The 16,632-nt window shown below is 67.7% G+C and carries 15 protein-coding genes; 4 read left to right on the forward strand and 11 right to left on the reverse strand.

The window, feature by feature from the left end:
* Positions 1–143 precede the first annotated feature (143 nt).
* Positions 144–1,292, forward strand: coding sequence for a porin (locus FOZ70_RS28045; protein ID WP_048027890.1), 1,149 nt, complete (start codon positions 144–146; stop codon positions 1,290–1,292).
* A 57-nt stretch (positions 1,293–1,349) separates the two neighbouring features.
* Here FOZ70_RS28045 and FOZ70_RS28050 read toward each other — a convergent pair whose 3' ends face one another.
* Positions 1,350–2,405, reverse strand: a complete 1,056-nt coding sequence (locus FOZ70_RS28050; RefSeq protein WP_059854675.1) for a porin — start codon at positions 2,403–2,405, stop codon at positions 1,350–1,352.
* Between the two features lie 307 nt (positions 2,406–2,712).
* On the opposite strand from FOZ70_RS28050, the gene FOZ70_RS28055 reads away from it, so the two are divergent.
* Positions 2,713–3,441, forward strand: a complete 729-nt coding sequence (locus tag FOZ70_RS28055) for an IclR family transcriptional regulator (protein WP_048027892.1) — start codon at positions 2,713–2,715, stop codon at positions 3,439–3,441.
* A 42-nt stretch (positions 3,442–3,483) separates the two neighbouring features.
* Here FOZ70_RS28055 and FOZ70_RS28060 read toward each other — a convergent pair whose 3' ends face one another.
* From FOZ70_RS28060 to FOZ70_RS38245, 10 genes are all read right to left on the reverse strand, one after another.
* Entirely contained in the window at positions 3,484–4,935 is a 1,452-nt protein-coding gene (locus FOZ70_RS28060) for an NAD-dependent succinate-semialdehyde dehydrogenase (RefSeq protein ID WP_176131199.1), read from the reverse strand.
* Between the two features lie 84 nt (positions 4,936–5,019).
* Complete coding sequence (locus FOZ70_RS28065; protein WP_021157754.1) at positions 5,020–5,352, reverse strand: NIPSNAP family protein; 333 nt, start codon at positions 5,350–5,352, stop codon at positions 5,020–5,022.
* Positions 5,342–6,970, reverse strand: a complete 1,629-nt coding sequence (locus FOZ70_RS28070) for a bifunctional 3-(3-hydroxy-phenyl)propionate/3-hydroxycinnamic acid hydroxylase (RefSeq protein WP_219707291.1) — start codon at positions 6,968–6,970, stop codon at positions 5,342–5,344. The genes FOZ70_RS28065 and FOZ70_RS28070 overlap by 11 nt, the downstream gene beginning before the upstream one ends.
* Positions 6,967–7,848 (reverse strand): alpha/beta hydrolase, encoded by an 882-nt coding sequence (locus tag FOZ70_RS28075; RefSeq protein WP_059651311.1) that lies wholly within the window; start codon positions 7,846–7,848, stop codon positions 6,967–6,969. Before FOZ70_RS28075 ends, FOZ70_RS28070 begins: the two co-directional genes overlap by 4 nt.
* 26 nt (positions 7,849–7,874) lie before the next feature.
* The gene (locus FOZ70_RS28080; protein ID WP_048027896.1) at positions 7,875–8,480 is read right to left on the reverse strand and encodes an amino acid synthesis family protein; all 606 of its coding nucleotides are present in this window, start codon (positions 8,478–8,480) and stop codon (positions 7,875–7,877) included.
* Positions 8,481–8,530: 50 nt separating this feature from the next.
* A complete protein-coding gene (locus tag FOZ70_RS28085) occupies positions 8,531–9,046 on the reverse strand; it encodes a VOC family protein (protein ID WP_059495588.1) in 516 nt (171 codons plus the stop codon).
* Between the two features lie 12 nt (positions 9,047–9,058).
* On the reverse strand, positions 9,059–10,096 hold the full coding sequence (locus FOZ70_RS28090; RefSeq protein ID WP_048027898.1) for a sialidase family protein: 1,038 nt from the start codon (positions 10,094–10,096) through the stop codon (positions 9,059–9,061).
* Positions 10,097–10,111: 15 nt separating this feature from the next.
* The gene (locus FOZ70_RS28095) at positions 10,112–10,924 is read right to left on the reverse strand and encodes an SDR family oxidoreductase (protein ID WP_021157760.1); all 813 of its coding nucleotides are present in this window, start codon (positions 10,922–10,924) and stop codon (positions 10,112–10,114) included.
* A gap of 49 nt (positions 10,925–10,973) precedes the next feature.
* Positions 10,974–12,554, reverse strand: coding sequence for an acetolactate synthase large subunit (locus FOZ70_RS28100; RefSeq protein ID WP_219707292.1), 1,581 nt, complete (start codon positions 12,552–12,554; stop codon positions 10,974–10,976).
* Positions 12,555–13,017: 463 nt separating this feature from the next.
* Complete coding sequence (locus tag FOZ70_RS38245; RefSeq protein WP_346656418.1) at positions 13,018–13,293, reverse strand: DUF1016 N-terminal domain-containing protein; 276 nt, start codon at positions 13,291–13,293, stop codon at positions 13,018–13,020.
* 850 nt (positions 13,294–14,143) lie between these two features.
* Between FOZ70_RS38245 and msrB the strand changes: the two genes are divergently transcribed.
* Complete coding sequence (msrB, locus tag FOZ70_RS28110) at positions 14,144–14,674, forward strand: peptide-methionine (R)-S-oxide reductase MsrB (RefSeq protein ID WP_219707293.1); 531 nt, start codon at positions 14,144–14,146, stop codon at positions 14,672–14,674.
* 35 nt (positions 14,675–14,709) lie between these two features.
* Positions 14,710–16,605: a cytochrome c biogenesis protein DipZ gene (locus tag FOZ70_RS28115; protein ID WP_219707294.1), complete on the forward strand. Its 1,896-nt coding sequence runs from the start codon at positions 14,710–14,712 to the stop codon at positions 16,603–16,605.
* Positions 16,606–16,632 lie beyond the last annotated feature (27 nt).

The raw sequence follows: 16,632 nt of genomic DNA on the forward strand, positions 1-16,632 counted from the left end.
TCGATCGCGGCGGACCGATTTTCTTCCCGATTCATATTTCGTTTAACTAACGATAAACGGACCCGCTGCACGCGTCCGGTGCTGACGCACGCCGTCGGAAACCGTGTCGCCACGCGCGGGCCGCCCACACCTGGAGATCGACGATGAAGAAGATGATGGCGGCCGTATCGGCCGCGAGCGCCATGGGTTTCGGCCTGCCGGCCCACGCGCAAAGCACCGTGACGCTATACGGCCTGATCGACGAAGGCATCAATTTCACGAGCAACGCGGGCGGCAGCACGGCTTACCAGATGATCAGCGGCGATACCGTCGGCAGCAACTGGGGGTTGAAAGGTACCGAAGACCTCGGCGGCGGCCTGAGGGCGCTGTTCCAGCTCGAAAACGGCTTCAACGCGAGTACGGGCGCGCTCGGCGTGACGTCCCGGATGTTCGGCAGGCAGGCTTATGTCGGACTAGATTCCGACCGGTTCGGCACGCTTACGCTCGGCCGCCAGTACGACCCCACGCTCGACATGTGGAGCCCGTTCACGGCCACCGGAAACTGGCTCGGCGACTTCGGCGCGCACCCGTACGACAACGACAACGCCGACTGGGACTACCGCATCCAGAACAGCGTCAAATACGTGTCGCCCGCGTATGCCGGCTTCAAGGGCGAAGTGCTCTACGGCCTCTCGAACCAGGCGGGCGGCTTCGCGCGAAACCGCGTCTACAGCGCGGCCGTGCAGTACCAGATGGGCGCGTTCTCCGCCGCCGTCGCCTACCTGAAGGCAAACAACGGCGGCGCGACCGCGGGCGGCGCGCTGTCGAGCGACGACACGGTATTCAGCGGCCGCTCGCAGCAGAACATCGATGCCGGCGCGTCTTACAAGTTCAGCGACAAGTTCACGCTCTCCGCCGCGTATTCGCACGTCGACGTGACCAACCCCGAATCGAATCTCTACTTCGCGAACCCGCCTGCGGCAGGCACGCAGAACGCGTGGAAATTCGACAACTTCGAGGTCAACGGCCAGTATTTCTTCCGGCCTGACTTCTGGCTCGGTGCCGCCTATGCATTCACGCATGCGCATGTCGCCACGACGGCCGGCGACGCATCGCCGAGCTGGCACCAGCTGTCGATGATGCTCGACTACGACCTCAGCAAGCGGACCTCGACCTACCTCCAGGCTGCATACCAGCATGCAACCGGCAACACCGGTACCGACTTCGACTATGCGCACGTGCTCGGCACGGCCGGGCAGTCGTCGGGCCGCAACCAGCTGGCGCTGCGGATCGGGATGATGCATCGGTTCTGAGCACGGCGACCCGCGTGCCGGGTTGCCGCACGCGGCAACCCGTGCTTTCCCGTGCGGTCAGAACTGATGCCGCACCCCGACGCGCACCGCGGTCTGCGACGTGCCCGCCGCCGCTGCGCCGAGCGCGGCCTCGACCTGGGCACCGTAAGCACTGTCGTGCCCGCGCGCGACCACCGCGTACAGCCCCGTGCGCTTCGACAGCGAATAGTCGGCGCTCAGCGTGATCTGGTTGGCCGAGCCGATGTCCCCGCCGCGCTGCTGGTACTGGAAACCGCCGCCGAGCTGCAACGAGGGCGTGACCGAATAGGTCAACCCGGCGTCGTAGGTGGTGGCGCGCAACGGCGCGGCGGCGCTGATCCGTACGTCCGACACCATGCCGAAGACGCGGAACGGCCCGACGTTGTAGCCGGCCCCGCCCGAGAAGTTGCGCAGATTGCCGCCGGCAGCCACGTCGTGCTGGCCGAAATAGGCGAGCGCTGCGCTGAACGCGCCTTGCGTGTAGGACAGCATCGCGCTTTGCACGCTGCTGCGCGCGACCGTGCCGGGCACGTTGCCGAACCCCCACATGCCGCCGAACGCGACACCGCCGAACGTCGGACTCACGTACTTCACCGCGTTGTTCACCTGCACACCCCACACACGGTTGTCGAGCGCGCCGCCCGCCGACGCGTTCGCCGGCAAGCCCCACGCGAGCAGCCCGGCCGGCGTGTTCGCGCCGATCGCGAACGACGGCATGAGATCGCCGACGAAATCGAACTGCCGCCCGAGCGTCACGGTGCCCCAGTCGCCGCCGAGCCCGACGTACGCTTGCGAACTGAACGCGGAGCCCGGCACGGTCAACGTGCCGTCCGATGTCTGGAACTGGCTTTCGAGCCGGAATACCGCGAAGTTGCCGCCGCCGAGGTCTTCCCTGCCCGTCAGGCCCCACACGTCGTTGCGCGACACGCCCGCCTGGAGCGCGAGCTGGCGGCCGCCGCGCGGCGCGGAAGCGACGTCGCTCGTATAGGTGATGCCGGTGTCGAGCGAACCGTAGAGCGTCACGCTCGACTGCGCGAACACCGGCGAAACCGCACCGCAGCCGCACAGCGCCACCATCTTCAACCACGTTCCCATCTTCTTCTCCTCATCGAATATTCATGCATCGCGTCCGCGAGCCGGATCGCACGCAGGCCGTTTCGGGTTGCGTTATCTGCATCGTCAACATAGGATTCCATATTGATTCGATGCGACGCGATTACAGGACGATCAGTGGCATGTGTCACGCGCCTTCCTTGATGCGGGTCCGGTTGCCGCCGCCACGACTTAAGTTAGACTACGACCCTGCCGTCGCCGATGTGTCGCGTCACCCGCGACCGCGGCGCGAGCCGTTTCCGATTCTCCCGTTCCATTGCCGCAAGCCGCCTGATTTCCGGATCACGTCATGTCGAGCCTCACCAAAATGCTGTCCATCCTCGACGTCTTCTCTTCGTCCGCGACGTCGATGACCGCCGAGGAAATCGCCGAACACATGGGCTTTTCACGCACCACGTGTTATCGCTACGTGAAGGAACTGGCTTCCGTCGGCCTGCTCGTCGGCACCAACGGCCGCTATACGCTGGGCCCGCGCATCATCCATCTCGACTACAACATGCGGCAGTCGGACCCGACGCTCACCGCCGCGAAGCCCGTCATCCAGAAACTGGTCCAGGTCACCGGCGGCGATGCGCTCGTGTCGACGCTGTTCGACGAACAGATCATCAACGTCATGCACGAAACCGGTGCCGAGAACCTGCAGCTCGGTTTCGGCCGCGGCCGCATCATGCCGCTGTTCCAGGGCGCATCGTCGAAAGTGATCGTGGCCGCGATGTCGCGCGCGCGCCTGAAACGGCTGCACGAACGGCACAACGCCGCGTTCGGCGAGTTCGCGGCCGACTGGACACAGTTCTGGAGGCACTGCCAGCAGATCGTCGAGACCGGCTACTGGATCTCGCGCGGCGAACTCGATGCCGGTTTCGTCGGCATCGCCGCCCCGATCCGCACCGCCAGCAGCGGCGAGATCAACAGCAGCCTGTCGCTGGTGTTTCGCGCCGAGCACTTCGCGCTGTTCGACGAGCACGTGCTCGGCAAGCTGCTGATCGACGCCACCGCGCAGATCGGCGAAGCCACCTGAAGGCTGGCGCGACGTCGCGCGCGGGCGCCGGCGCGCGCACCGTCAGTTCAGTTGCGTGATGAATTTGGTGACCAGATAACCGTCGAAGGTCTCGGTGCCTCCCTCGCTGCCGAAGCCGCTGTCCTTCACGCCGCCGAACGGGATCTCCGCCGGCCCCATGCCGAAGTGATTGATGTTGACCATGCCGGCCTCGAGCGCGCGGCCAATCCGGTGCGCGTTGCGTGCCGATGTCGTGAATGCATACGACGCCAGGCCGAACGGCAATCGATTGGCTTCGGCGAGCGCATCGTCGAGTGCATCGAACGGCACGATCCCGACGATCGGGCCGAACGGCTCGTCATTCATCAGGCGCGCCTCGCGCGGCGGTGCCACGACGACCGTCGGCGCGAAGTAATGGCCGGCCCCCGGCAAACGCGTGCCGCCCGCGACGATCGCCGCGCCGTTCGCCTTCGCGTCGGCGACGAACGCGTCGATCTCCGACACGCGCCGCGCATGCGCGAGCGGCCCCATCGTGACACCCTCCTCCAGTCCGTAGCCGACGCGGATCTTGCCAACCGCTTCCAGATACGCGGCAACGAAGCGATCGAACACCGCGCGTTGCACGAAGAACCGCGTCGGCGACACGCACACCTGCCCGGCATTGCGAAACTTGTACGCGGCCAGCATCGCCGCGGCGCGCTCGATCTCGGCATCCGCGCAGACGATCACCGGCGCGTGTCCGCCCAGCTCCATCGTCATGCGCTTCATGTGCGCCGCGGCGAGCGCCGCCAGCCGCTTGCCGACCGGCACCGAACCGGTGAACGAGATCTTGCGCACCTGCGGCGCCTCGATCAGTTGCGTCGACACGTCGCCCGGCACACCCCACACGATGTTCAGGCAGCCCGGCGGCAACCCCGCATCGTGGAAGAGGTGCGCGAGCGCGACGATCGCGCTCGGCGATTCCTCGGGCCCTTTCAGCACCAGCGTGCACCCCGACGCAAGCGCGGCCGCGATCTTGTGCATCGCCTGGCTGAACGGAAAATTCCACGGCGAAAACGCCGCGCACACGCCGATCGGCTCCCGCAACACCGTCTGCATCACATCCGGCGAACGCGCCGGCACGACGCGGCCGTAGGTGCGACGCCCCTCCTCCGCGTGCCATTCGAGCTGTTCCGCGGACGACATGACCTCCGCGACCGCCTCGCGAAGCGGCTTGCCCTGGTCCATCGTGATATGGCGGCCGATGGACTCGGCGCGCTCGCGCACGAGCGAGGCGGCGCGCCGCAGGATGTCCGAGCGCACGAGCGGCGACTCGCGGCGCCATGTCGCGAACGCACGATGCGCGGCATGCACGGCGGCGTCGATATCGGCCCGCGTCGCATGCGGCAGGTCGCCGAGCACGCGGCCGTTGCCCGGATCGAAGACGGGCTGCGTGCGCCGGCCGTCGGCCGGCAGGAACCGTCCGTCGACATACAGACGAAGCGGCGGGTAATCGACGCACGCATCAGGCACCATGCGCGAAGTCAGCGGCGTAAACGGAATCAAGACGGAACCCTCGGTTGAAAGTGCGCGGTTGGCGCGGACGGCGCGACGGCCGCTTCACGCCGCCTGTTGCGGCGCATGCAGCAAGCCGCCGATTTCCTGCCGGAGAATCTGGTTTTCCTGCCTGACGAGCAGATGCCGGACCTTGCCGCGAAAGATCCCGAACTCGGGATCGGCCATCAGCGCGGCACGCCGCCGCGCACGCGTGTCGAGCGAATCGAATGCCCACAGATAGACGAGCTGGTTCAGCGGCCCGACTTCCGTCGCGAAACAGCCGATCATCGTGCCGAGCACCCGCTCCTGCGCGGCGCGTCCGCATTCCGCATACAGCCGCAGATATTCGGCGACGCCGCCCGGCACCAGCGTATAGGTGCGTTGTTCAACAAACATGCGCTTCCTCCCGTTGTCGTGGCGCGAACGCCTGAAAGGCCGCGGTCGCGCGGGCCATCCCCACGGCGTCCGTCTGCGCCGCCACGTAGCGATCGGGGCGCACCACCACGAGCGGGCCGGCATGCCGGTCGAACCACGCCGCCAGCGCGTTGTCGACGTCCTCGACGCAGGCGCTGCCATGCACGCTGGTCACGCGCCGGGCGCGACTCGTCCCGCTGCGCGAACGGCTCACCTGCACGAACGCCGCGCCGAGCGACGTCCAGTACGCGCGATCGTCGTCGCTCAGGCACGCTTGCGGATCGCACTGCCAGCCGACGATCGAGAACCACGGCCCCAGCACATCGTCGAGTTTGCGGCGCACGCCATCGGCCGTTTCGACATCGGGCTGCACGATCATCCTGCCGACCGCATCCGATCCGCCGGGCAGCACGATGCCGCGCGTGTAGCTCGGCATCGGCTTGAACCGCATCTGCAGGATGTAGTCCTTCAGTCCCGGCGCAAAGCGGACCAGCCCGAGAACGCGATCGCGCACAAACGCGACGAGCCGGTTGGTCGGCATCAGCATCGCGCCGAAGGTGTCCGCGAGGTCGATCATCGCCTTCGCGTGATCGCGCCGCTCGGATTCGTACGTCGAGATCACGCCGGGATGCAATGCGCCACGGACGATGCCCGCCAGCTTCCACGCGAGGTTGCCCACGTCGCGCAGGCCCGCGTTCAGGCCCTGGCCGATCCACGGCGGACTCAGGTGCGCGGCATCGCCGACGAACGCCACGCGACCGACAACGAAACGCTCGGCCACGCGCGAATGGTGCGTGTAGGTTCGCGCGCGCACGATCTCGACGCGATCGATGTCGTCGACGTACGGCGCGATCAGCGCGCGAATCGAGTCGGGCTGGGCGATCGCCGCTTCGTCCTCGTGCGGGAACACGAGAAACTCCCAGCGTCGGAAATCGAACGGCAGATAGATGCAGACGTTCGGGCGGCGCGGGTCGCAGTTCAGCGCCGTGCAAGGCTGGTCGAGGCCGGCGTTCTTCACATCGACCACGACCCACTTGATCGGATGCGTCGTGCCGGCGAGCGTGACGCCGAGCAGCTCGCGCATCGGGCTGCGTCCGCCGTCGGCCGCGACCACGTAGTCGGCCTGGAGCGCATACTGCCGGCCGTCCGCGCTGCGCACCTGCAACGTGACGCCTCCATCGTCCTGTTCCACATCCACCACTTCCTCGCTGGTTCGCAGCGACACGTGCGGATAGCGGGCCAGCCCGGCACGCAGCGTTCGTTCGGCCAGTTGCTGCATGAAGATGTTGCGCCGCCACCAGCCGAATTCGCGGATCGACGGGCGGATATCGGCAAAGCATTCACCGTTCGCCTTGAACATGCGCAGCGGCACGTTCTGGATGATGTCGCGGCTCAGTTCGTCGGCGAGCCCCGCTGTCTGAAACATCCGCAACGCTTCGTCGTCGATGCCGACCGCGCGCGGAAATTCGACGACGTCCGCCGCCTTCTCGACGATCACCGTCGCGATGCCGTAGAGGCCGAGCAGATTCGCCATCGCCACGCCGTTCGGCCCGGCGCCGACGATCGCGACCGATGTCCGCTCCGGATTGTTCGCCTTCATGCGTCGGCTCCCGTCCGCCATGCCGGATCGTCGAGACGATCGAGCCAGGTGCGCAATGCGTGGTTGAACGCGGCGGGCTGATCGTCATGCACGTAGTGCGTCGCGCCCGGAATATCGAGCCAGTCGATGCCGGCGCTGGCCGCCATTTCGGCCGCCACTTCCGCGGCCAGGAAATCCGATTCGCCGCCGCGCAACAGCAGCGTCGGCACCTGCAGGTTGAGAACCAGCGGCCACAGATGGACGAGCTGCTCCGGCGTCGCGGCCAGCCGGGCCGCCGCGATCCCGGCGGCGTCGTGCCGCCACACGATCCGTCCGTGCGCGTCCTCCTTCAGCGAGTGCGCGACGCGCGAATCGAGCGCGGATTCCGCGATGTTCGGCCGCTGATGCCGCCAGAATGCACGCGCGTCGTCCCACGACGCGAACGCGTCCGGCGTTTCCTTCAGCTCGCGCTTGATGCGCTCGGAACCTTGCGAGCCGGCCGACGCGCCCGGGCCCATGTCCTCGATCACGAGACCGGCAAGCCGGTCCGGATTCGATGCCGCGTAGACGAACGCATTGGCGCCGCCCATCGAATGCCCGGCCAGCACGAATCGTCGCAGGTCGAGCGCGCGTACCAGCGCATCGAGATCGCGAACGTAGGCCGCCGCGTAATAGTCCCGCCGCGGATCCCAGTCGCTCAGCCCGCGCCCGCGCTGATCGAGCGCGACGACGCGGTAGCGATCGGCCAGCGCGTCGGCAACGGGCTCCCACGTCCGCGCGTAGCTGCGCAAGCCGTGCAGCATCACCACGGCCGGCGCATCGTCGCGACCCCAGCTCACGTAGTGCAACCGCAACCCGTCGCTCTCGACCCATCCATCCTTGACGGACACCGTATTCATCATTCGCTCTCCGGCAGCCCCTGCTTTCACACCAGGCCGTCGCGGCCGACGATCTCGCTCGCCTTCAGCCCGCCGAGCCGCGCATGCAGGCGGCCGCGCGTCGCGAACGCGAAGATCACCAGCACTTCGTCGTCGTTGGGCGCGTCGGGAAACAGGCACGTCACCGTGTCGTAGTGCGAGCGCACGTAGAGCGCATCCTTGTGCGCGAGCGGCACGTCGATCACCGTGTTGATCGGGCCGCGCTTGCCGCTCGACGGCACCCACGATTTGCCGCCGCCCAATGCCGCACGGATCGGCTCCGCGAAGATCGACGTGAGGAACGCGTTGCCGTGTTCGTATTCGCCGGCCGAGCCGACCAGGCACGCCTTGCCGTAGCTCTCGATCGCGCGGCCGTCGGCGAGCGACTCGATGCGTCGCGCGAATTCCTGCCCGAGCGCCGGCGACGGGCGTACGAGATCGTCAAGATTTTCGCTGTACCGCCCCGCATACGGGTTGTGCACGGCCGCGGCGATCACGATCTTGCGCAGCGGCTCGCCGTCCGCGAGCTGGCCGGTCTCGTTCGCGAGCGAATCCTCGATCTGCGTATACCACTTGCGGATATGAAAGCCCTCGAAATTGGCGATCTTGCTCATCAGTAATCCTCTATAAAGTATCGATGGTGTCGGAATGGATGGCGGGCACGTCAGTCGAACAGCGGCTCGAGCTGAAAGGGATCGCTGGGCGCGTTGTACCGGTGCAGCACGCGCTTGCCTTCCTCGTCGTCCGTGACGGTTTCGCAAAAGAATTCGAGCCGGTTGCCGTCCGGGTCCGAAAAATACACGCCGATTCCGACCTTGTGATCGGTGATCTTCACGATCGGCACGTCGCGACGGATCAGCATCCCGTACAGCCGGCGCAGCTCGGTCAGGCCGCCCGCGATTTCGAGGCCGTAGTGCTGCAGGCCGATCGTGCCGAGTTCCGCATCGGACGCCGCGCGAATCAGCGCGATGTCATGGTGTTTCTGGCCGAACGACATGAACACCCACTGCTCGCCGCGAGCGGTTTCCGTCATGCCGAGCACGTCGGCATACCAGATGCTCGAGCGCACCGGATCGCGCACGAACAGCGACAGGTGCGTGCGCTGCACACGCGGTACCGGCAGCGGCAGCCCGCTTTCGTTCGCGTGCGCCGCCCGTTGCTGGAGGTCAGGCTGGGTCATCGCTCGCTCCGCTCAATGCGTCGACTGCGCGTGGGCGACGAGCGGCGCTTCGAACGGCGTCCACGCCACGGCCGTGATCTCGCTGAAATCGCGCCATTCCTTGGTCCAGCTCCGGCCGCCGTCGTGCGAACGGAACAGGTGCCCGTACTTGGTCCCCGCATAGACGAGCCCGGGCCGCGCCGCATGGACGCCGAATGCCCAGAACGTCGAATTCGGCGGCGTGTGCAGATCCGTCTCGTGCCATGCACGGCCGCGATCGGGCGAGCGGTAGATACGGCTGCGCGTGCCCGGCGTGCCGTCGCCGATCGCCATCAGCAGGTCGCCGCCGGGCGCCGCCAGCGGGACGACCGTGCGCGTGTAGTACAGCCCGTCGAAGCGGTCGCGCGACAGCTTGCCGTCCCAGGTCAGGCCGTCGTCGTCGCTCACGTGCACCGCGTTCACCGTCAGCAACACCGTGGTCTTCGGCTGGTGCGGCCCGGCGGGCAGCACGGCGATCGCATGAATGTCGCTGTTGCGGATCGCCGTGCCGGGGCCGTCCACGCGCGTCCAGGTCGCACCGGCGTCGCGGCTGCGCCATGCGCCGCCTTCCTCCACGCCGTACCACACGTTGCGGCTGTCTTCCGGGTCCACGCAGATCGTCAGCAGCCGCGGACGATTGACGCCTGAACAGAACTCCGGAAACTCGGGAGCCGTTCGCGCCCAGGTCAGCCCCGCGTCGCTCGACTTGTAAAGCGCGGCACGCGACGGCGCGCCGGTGCCCGCATACAGCACGGCCGGATTCGCCGGATCGATCGCGATGGACCAGACTGTCTGCCCGTTCAGCAGGTTCTCGGGGCGAAACCAGTGCGCGCCGCCATCCTCGCTGATGCACAGCCCCGAATCGGCGCCGGCATACACGCGCGACGGCGTCGCGGGGTCCACCGCGAGCGCGCGCACGATGCCGTCGAACTCGATGGGCTCGTCCAGCCCGAGGCGATGCCAGGTCTTGCCGTCGTCGTTCGAGCGCAGGATGCCTTGTCCCGCGGTGGCGACCAGTACGGTTGCGGTCATGCGATGCTCCTTGTGTCAGAGAAAAATGCCGCGCGTGAGCCCACCGTCGCAGCCGATCGACTCGCCGGTGATCGAGCCGGACTTCGGTGACGCGAGAAACGCCACGATCCATCCCATTTCTTCCGGCTGCAGCACGCGCCGGATCGGCGTGACCTTCACGTAGTTGGCCTCGACCTCCGCGGCCGTCAGCCCCTGCTTCTGCGCTTCCTTCTCGTAGAGCTCGTGAATGTGCGGCGTCTCGACGACGCCCGGGTGAATCGTGTTGACCGTGATGCCGAACGGGCCGAGCTGGTCGGACAGCGTCTTGGTCAGGTGCACGATCGCGACGTTGCGCATGCCGGACAACTGCTTGCTGCCGCGGCCGGTGAGCCCGCCGATATTGACGATCCGGCCGAAACCATGGCGCCGCATGTAGGGTGCGGCCGCCTTCGCGCAACGCAGGTAGCCGACGACCTTGATGTCGATGTCCTGGAGCAGCCCCTGCGGATCCGCGTGCTCCAGCTCCGCGCGCACGAGGCCGCCCGGATGCGCAGCGCCGTTCAGCAGGATGTCGAGCCGGCCGAAACGTTCGACGCTCGCCGCCATCGCTGCTTCGATGGACGCCATGTCGGTCGTGTCGAGCGTGACGGGCAGGATCGCGCCGGCCGCGTCGCCCAGTGGTGCGAGCGTCGCGCGAATCTCGGCGGCGGCGGCCTCGAGGTGTTCGAGGCGGCGCGCGGCAATGGCGACGTTGACGCCTTCGCGGGCCAGTTCGAGTGCGACCGCCTTGCCGATGCCCATGCTGCCACCGGTGATGAATGCGGCTTTTCCGTGGAGTTGCAGGTCCATAACGATGAAAGATCAGAGTCGGGATTGAAGAAGTCAGCGGGTAGCGCGATCAGGGCAGGCACATTTCGATGAGCCGCGGCCCGTCGGAGTGCGCGAGCGCGACGTCGAGCGCCTGGGACAGCGCCTGCACGGTATTCGCGCGCTCGGCCGGTACGCCGTAGCCGCGCGACAGCGCGAGCCAGTCGATCGGCGGATCGTCGAGCAGTGTCAGGCGGCTCGCGTGCGGCGTGTCGGCTCGCAGGCCGCCGCGTGCGAGCTCGGTCTGCAGGATGCCGTAGCGCCGGTTCGAGGCGATCAGCATGACGATCGGCAGACGCTCGCGCGCCATCGTCCACAATGACTGGATCGTGTACTGCGCGCTGCCGTCGGACTGCAGCGCGAACACGCGGCGCTCAGGGCACGCGACGGCGGCGCCGAGCGCCACCGGCAAGCCCTGGCCGATCGCGCCGCCCGTGTTCGTGAGGATCGTGTGACGGCGCGCGCGCGCCGACGCGGTCACGAACGGATAACCGCACGTGCCGCCCTCGATCGACACGATCGCGTCGTCGGGCAGCGCATTCGCCAGCACGCGCCCGACGGTCTGCGGCGTCAGCGGCCCGTCCTCCACGCGCCAGCGTTCGATAGGCACCCCATCGTCGTTCGTTGCCGCGCCGATGCGATCGGCCAGCGCCTCCAGCGCGTCGTCCGCCGCATCGCCTGGTGTTGCCAGCGTCACGATGTCCTCGGGCCGCGCGAGTTCGCCCGGAATGCCCTCGTAGCCGAAGTAGGTGACGGGCGCGAGCGCGCCGGCGAGCACCACGCGCCGACCGGCCAGCGCGGCGAGCGCCGGTTCGGGGAAATAAGGCAGGCGGTCGATGTCCGGCAGACCGCCGCCGCGCTCCGCCCGCGCAGGAAAAGTCTCGCTGAAGCAGGTCGCACCGGTGGCCGCCGCGATGCGCGCTGCCGCCCGCTGCCCACGCGCCGACAGCGCGCGGGAGCCCATCAGCAGGACAGCGCGATGACCGCTGAGCAGCAGGTCGGCCACCTGTTCGACCCGAGCGGCATCGAACGTCACCGCAGCCGGGCGCACGATGGCGGGCCACGCCGCACTGCGCACCCGGACCGATTGGAGATCGACTGGAAGCACGAGCGTCGCGACGCCACGCCGCGTGCCCATCGCGGCGGAAATCGCGTCGGCCGTGTCCGTCGCGAGATCGGCGTCGCGCGCCACGCTGCGATACCACACCGACACCGGGCGGGCGAGCGATTCGATGTCCGACGTCAGCGGTGCGTCGTACTTCAGATGCTCGCGCGTGTGATCGCCGACGATGTTCAGGATCGGCGTGCGGGCGCGGCGCGCATTGTGCAGGTTGGCAATGCCGTTCGCGTGGCCGGGGCCGAGATGCAGCAGCGTCATCGCGGGCTTGCCGGTCATGCGGCCATAGCCGTCCGCGGCGCCCGTGCACACGCCCTCGAACAGCCCAAGGATCGAGCGCACGCCCGCCACGGTGTCGAGCGCACCGACGAACGGCATCTCGGTCGTGCCTGGATTGGCAAAACAGACGTCGACACCGGCGTCGCGCGCCGTGGTGAGCACGACGCTCGCCCCGCTTCTTGCTTCGGTATCGCTGCCCAACTGTGGGATGTTCATGCGGCTGCTCGACGGGTTTGGCTAAGGTGTTTTTACTGTAATCCCTAATTACGGGATTTGTCAAACACAACCGCGCCACTCCTCGTCAGAAAAAGAACGGGAAATTCCCGAAAATTTCCGGATTTCGTGGGGATACACCCTACTGAAAAGACAACGTAGTGTTTTGCATTTACCACAATTCGGGATTTGACCAAAAATGGAGAGAGAGGGGGGGGGTATGCAGCAAGTCGGCGCCCGTGCCGCGCACCGCGACAAACCTGCTCGAGAGCGCCGACGGTCATGGCCAGTACGCGCTGGACTCGCTCGGGTTCGGCACGAATTCGAAAGCGCTCGTGGGCTGTCCAGGGATCGCTTTTGTCAGTCGGTCAAGAATCGCCTGAAGGGCGTGACGACGAGCCGGCTGCAGTCGGCGCTGAGCCCGCGACTCTGGATCGCGTACCGCGTGAACCGCGCCGCACTCGATTCAGAGAAAGGACCCGGCTGCGAAGCCGGTGTGAAATGGACCGGCACGCGGTAGATCGCGACCGTGGCGACAGATGCCACCGACCGTCGTGCCGACCAGCCGGTTGGTGCGCAGGCCGGCCGCATAACGGGAGTTCATCCGCTCCTGCAACTGCCGCGACGACCAGCGCTCCAGGCGACAGAGTTCGATGTAGAAGTCGCGCTTGAGCGGGTCGTCGACGTCCATCAACATCATCAGATGGGTCCAGCTGAATTCTCTCCGCAGGGCGGAGAGAATTCAGCCACCGGCCCGCCGAGGCCCTCGCCTGTCACCGCGCTAAATGTGCGCGCGCAATTGAGCTTCGGCACCGCCAGAGACAAAGCCGCCCCTCCAGTCGCCCCGCCCAGATCGAAGAACCTCCAGGCCCGCGTGCGACGCAATGCCCAATGAACCCGCCCACCGACACGTCGTCGCCCGCGCCAGAATTACAGGGGTGCCGAGACGGTGGCGGCAGCGTTTTTCGATCGCCACGGCGGGGGCGCTCAATGCCCTTCGGACACGATGCCTCGCACGCGGAGGCTCCGCCTAAGTCCCGAAATGAAGGAGAACCTGGCCCTTACTATGTTCCCCTTCATTCCGCCGGATCCTGCCTCGAAATGGGCCACTTCGGCGGAGCGCATCGCGCCCGTCTTTCACTGCACAACCGCACACGTCCTAACTCGCCCCCTGAAGTTTCTACGAAAAAGCTGCCAAACTTCCGCGTCCACACGCGCACCACACGTCGGTCGCGCTAGCTTGCAAACTCATCCGTCTATCAACGCGCATCGCACGTTCGGCGTGATGCATGACCGCAGTCAAACAACGCTCGTGTCCCTGTCCGATTCGACCGGCAAGCCAAACTCCGGATTCGCCGCGCCTCTCGACGAACACTAAAAAGACACTAAAAATCGCGGCACGAACAGGCGCCCGGTAAACATCGACAGGTCCCCCTGTCGAAGGCCCTTGCCAGCCGGGGCTTCGACAGATTCCAGCCCCCCAACCCAACACCCCAGACTTCACGATTCATTTAACTTTCCGTGAGGACTTCGACACCGGCCGCTGACTACGATTGGCGCATGTTTTCAGGACCTGCTGCCAGGAGCCCATCATGCCCACCCGCAGACATCTGCTGTTCGCCGGCGCCACCGGCATCGCCGCGCTTGCGACCCTGTCGTCCGTCGGCCGCCGCGCGCTGGTCGGCCGCGCGTTCGCCGCGCCGCCGGCCACCCCGCAGACGGCCGCGCCTTTCGAAGTCACCCTCAGCGACGCCGAATGGCATCGCCGGCTCACGCCCGCCCAGTACACGGTCCTGCGCGAAGCCGGCACCGAGCGCCCGTACACCAGCCCGCTGAACGACGAGCACCGGCACGGCACGTTCGCGTGCGCCGGCTGCGACCTCGCGCTGTTCTCGTCGGCCGCCAAGTTCGACAGCCACACAGGCTGGCCGAGCTTCTGGAAGCCGCTCGACCACGCGGTCGCCACCCACACCGACGCGTCGTTCGGGATGATCCGCACCGAAGTGCACTGCCGCCGCTGCGGCGGCCATCTCGGCCACGTGTTCGACGACGGCCCGCCGCCGACCGGCCTGCGCTACTGCATGAACGGCCTCGCCCTCGCCTTCCACCCCGCCACCGCCTGATCCGGCCCCACGCCTGATCGACTGGAGAACGCACCATGCTGCTCATCGTCCTTGCCTATCTCGGCGGCGTGCTCACGATCCTGAGCCCGTGCATCCTGCCCGTGCTGCCGTTCGTGTTCGCGCGCGCCGACCAGCCGTTCATGCGCACCGGCCTGCCGCTGCTGGCCGGCATGGCCCTCACGTTCGCCGTCGTCGCGACGCTCGCGGCCGTCGGCGGCGGCTGGGTCGCGCAAGCCAACCAGGCCGGCCGCTGGGTCGCCATCGTGCTGCTCGCGGTGTTCGGCCTGACGCTGCTGATGCCGCGTCTCGCCGAGCACCTGACGCGACCGCTCGTCGCCGCCGGCAACCGCCTCACCGGCTTCGCGCAACGCGACGGCCGCCCGGCCGGCCCCGCGTCGTCGCTGCTGCTCGGCGTCGCGACCGGCCTGCTGTGGGCGCCGTGCGCGGGCCCGATCCTCGGGCTCGTGCTGACCGGCGCCGCGCTGCGCGGCGCAAGCGTCGGCACGACGCTGCTGCTGGTCGCGTATGCGGCCGGCGCGGCGACGTCGCTCGGCGTCGCGCTGGTGATCGGCGGCAAGGTGTTCGCCGCGATGAAGCGCTCGCTCGGCGCCGGCGAATGGATCAAGCGCGGAATCGGCGCGGCGCTGCTGGCCGGCGTCGGCGCGATCGCGCTCGGCCTCGATACGGGCGCGCTCGCACAACTGTCGACCGTCACGACGGGCGGACTGGAAACGAAGCTCGTCGACCGGCTCGGCGGGCGTGCCAACGGCACGCCGGCGGCAATGGCACCGGCCGGCGGTTCGGCGGAAAACGCGGCAGAACACGCGGCGGACGGCTCGGCCAACGGCGTCGCGAACGGTGCTGGCGGCGCGATGATGGCCGCGACAGCCGATGCCGCGCAGGCCGGCGGCGCGATGATGCGCGTGGTGGACGCGACGCATGCGCCGGCCGCACTGCCCGTCGAAGGCACGCTGCCGTCGCTCGACGGCGCGGTGCAGTGGCTGAACTCGCCGCCGCTGACGGCGGCCGGCCTGCGCGGCAAGGTGGTGCTGGTCGATTTCTGGACCTATTCGTGCATCAACTGCCTGCGCACGCTGCCGTACACGACCGCGTGGGCACGCAAGTACGCGCCGTACGGGCTCGTCGTGATCGGTGTGCACGCACCCGAATTCGCGTTCGAACGCGACATCGGCAACGTGAAGAAGGCCGTGCACGACCTCGGCATCGACTTCCCGGTCGCGATCGACAACCGCTTCGCGATCTGGCGCGCATTCAACAACGAATACTGGCCCGCGCACTACTTCGTCGACGCGCAGGGCCGCGTGCGCCGTCACCACTTCGGCGAAGGCGAGTACGCGGAGTCGGAGCGTGCGATCCAGTCGCTGCTCGCCGAGGCAGGCCATCCGGAAGCGCTGAACGTGCCGCTCGGGCTCGCCGGCGCGCCCGCGAAGGGTGCGCTCGCGGCGGCCGACAGCGCGGACGTCCGCTCGCCCGAGACCTACGTCGGCTACGCACGCGCCGAGGATTTCGTGTCGCCCGGCGGCGTGGTGCGGGATGCGGCGTATCACTATGCCGAGCCGGCCCGTCCCGATCTGAACGACTGGGGCCTCGCCGGCATGTGGCGGGTCGGCGCCGAACGCGCGACGCTCGCGGCACCCGCCGGCCGCATCGTCTACCGCTTCCATGCGCGCGACTTGCACCTGGTGCTCGGCCCCGGCGAGGACGGCAAGCCGGTGCGCTTTCGCGTGACGCTCGACGGCGCGGCCCCCGGCCCCGCGCACGGCAGCGACGTCGATGCGCAAGGCTACGGCACCGTGACCGGGCAACGCCTGTACCAGCTGGTCCGGCAACCCGGCGCGATCGCCGATCGCACGTTCTCGATCGAGTTTCTCGATCCCGGCGTGAATGCCTATGCGTTCACGTTCGGCTGATCCCGGCCGGGGGCGGCGCACCGGCGC

Source organism: Burkholderia sp. COPS (assembly GCF_019425585.1).
In the GTDB taxonomy this organism is placed as follows: domain Bacteria; phylum Pseudomonadota; class Gammaproteobacteria; order Burkholderiales; family Burkholderiaceae; genus Burkholderia; species Burkholderia cepacia.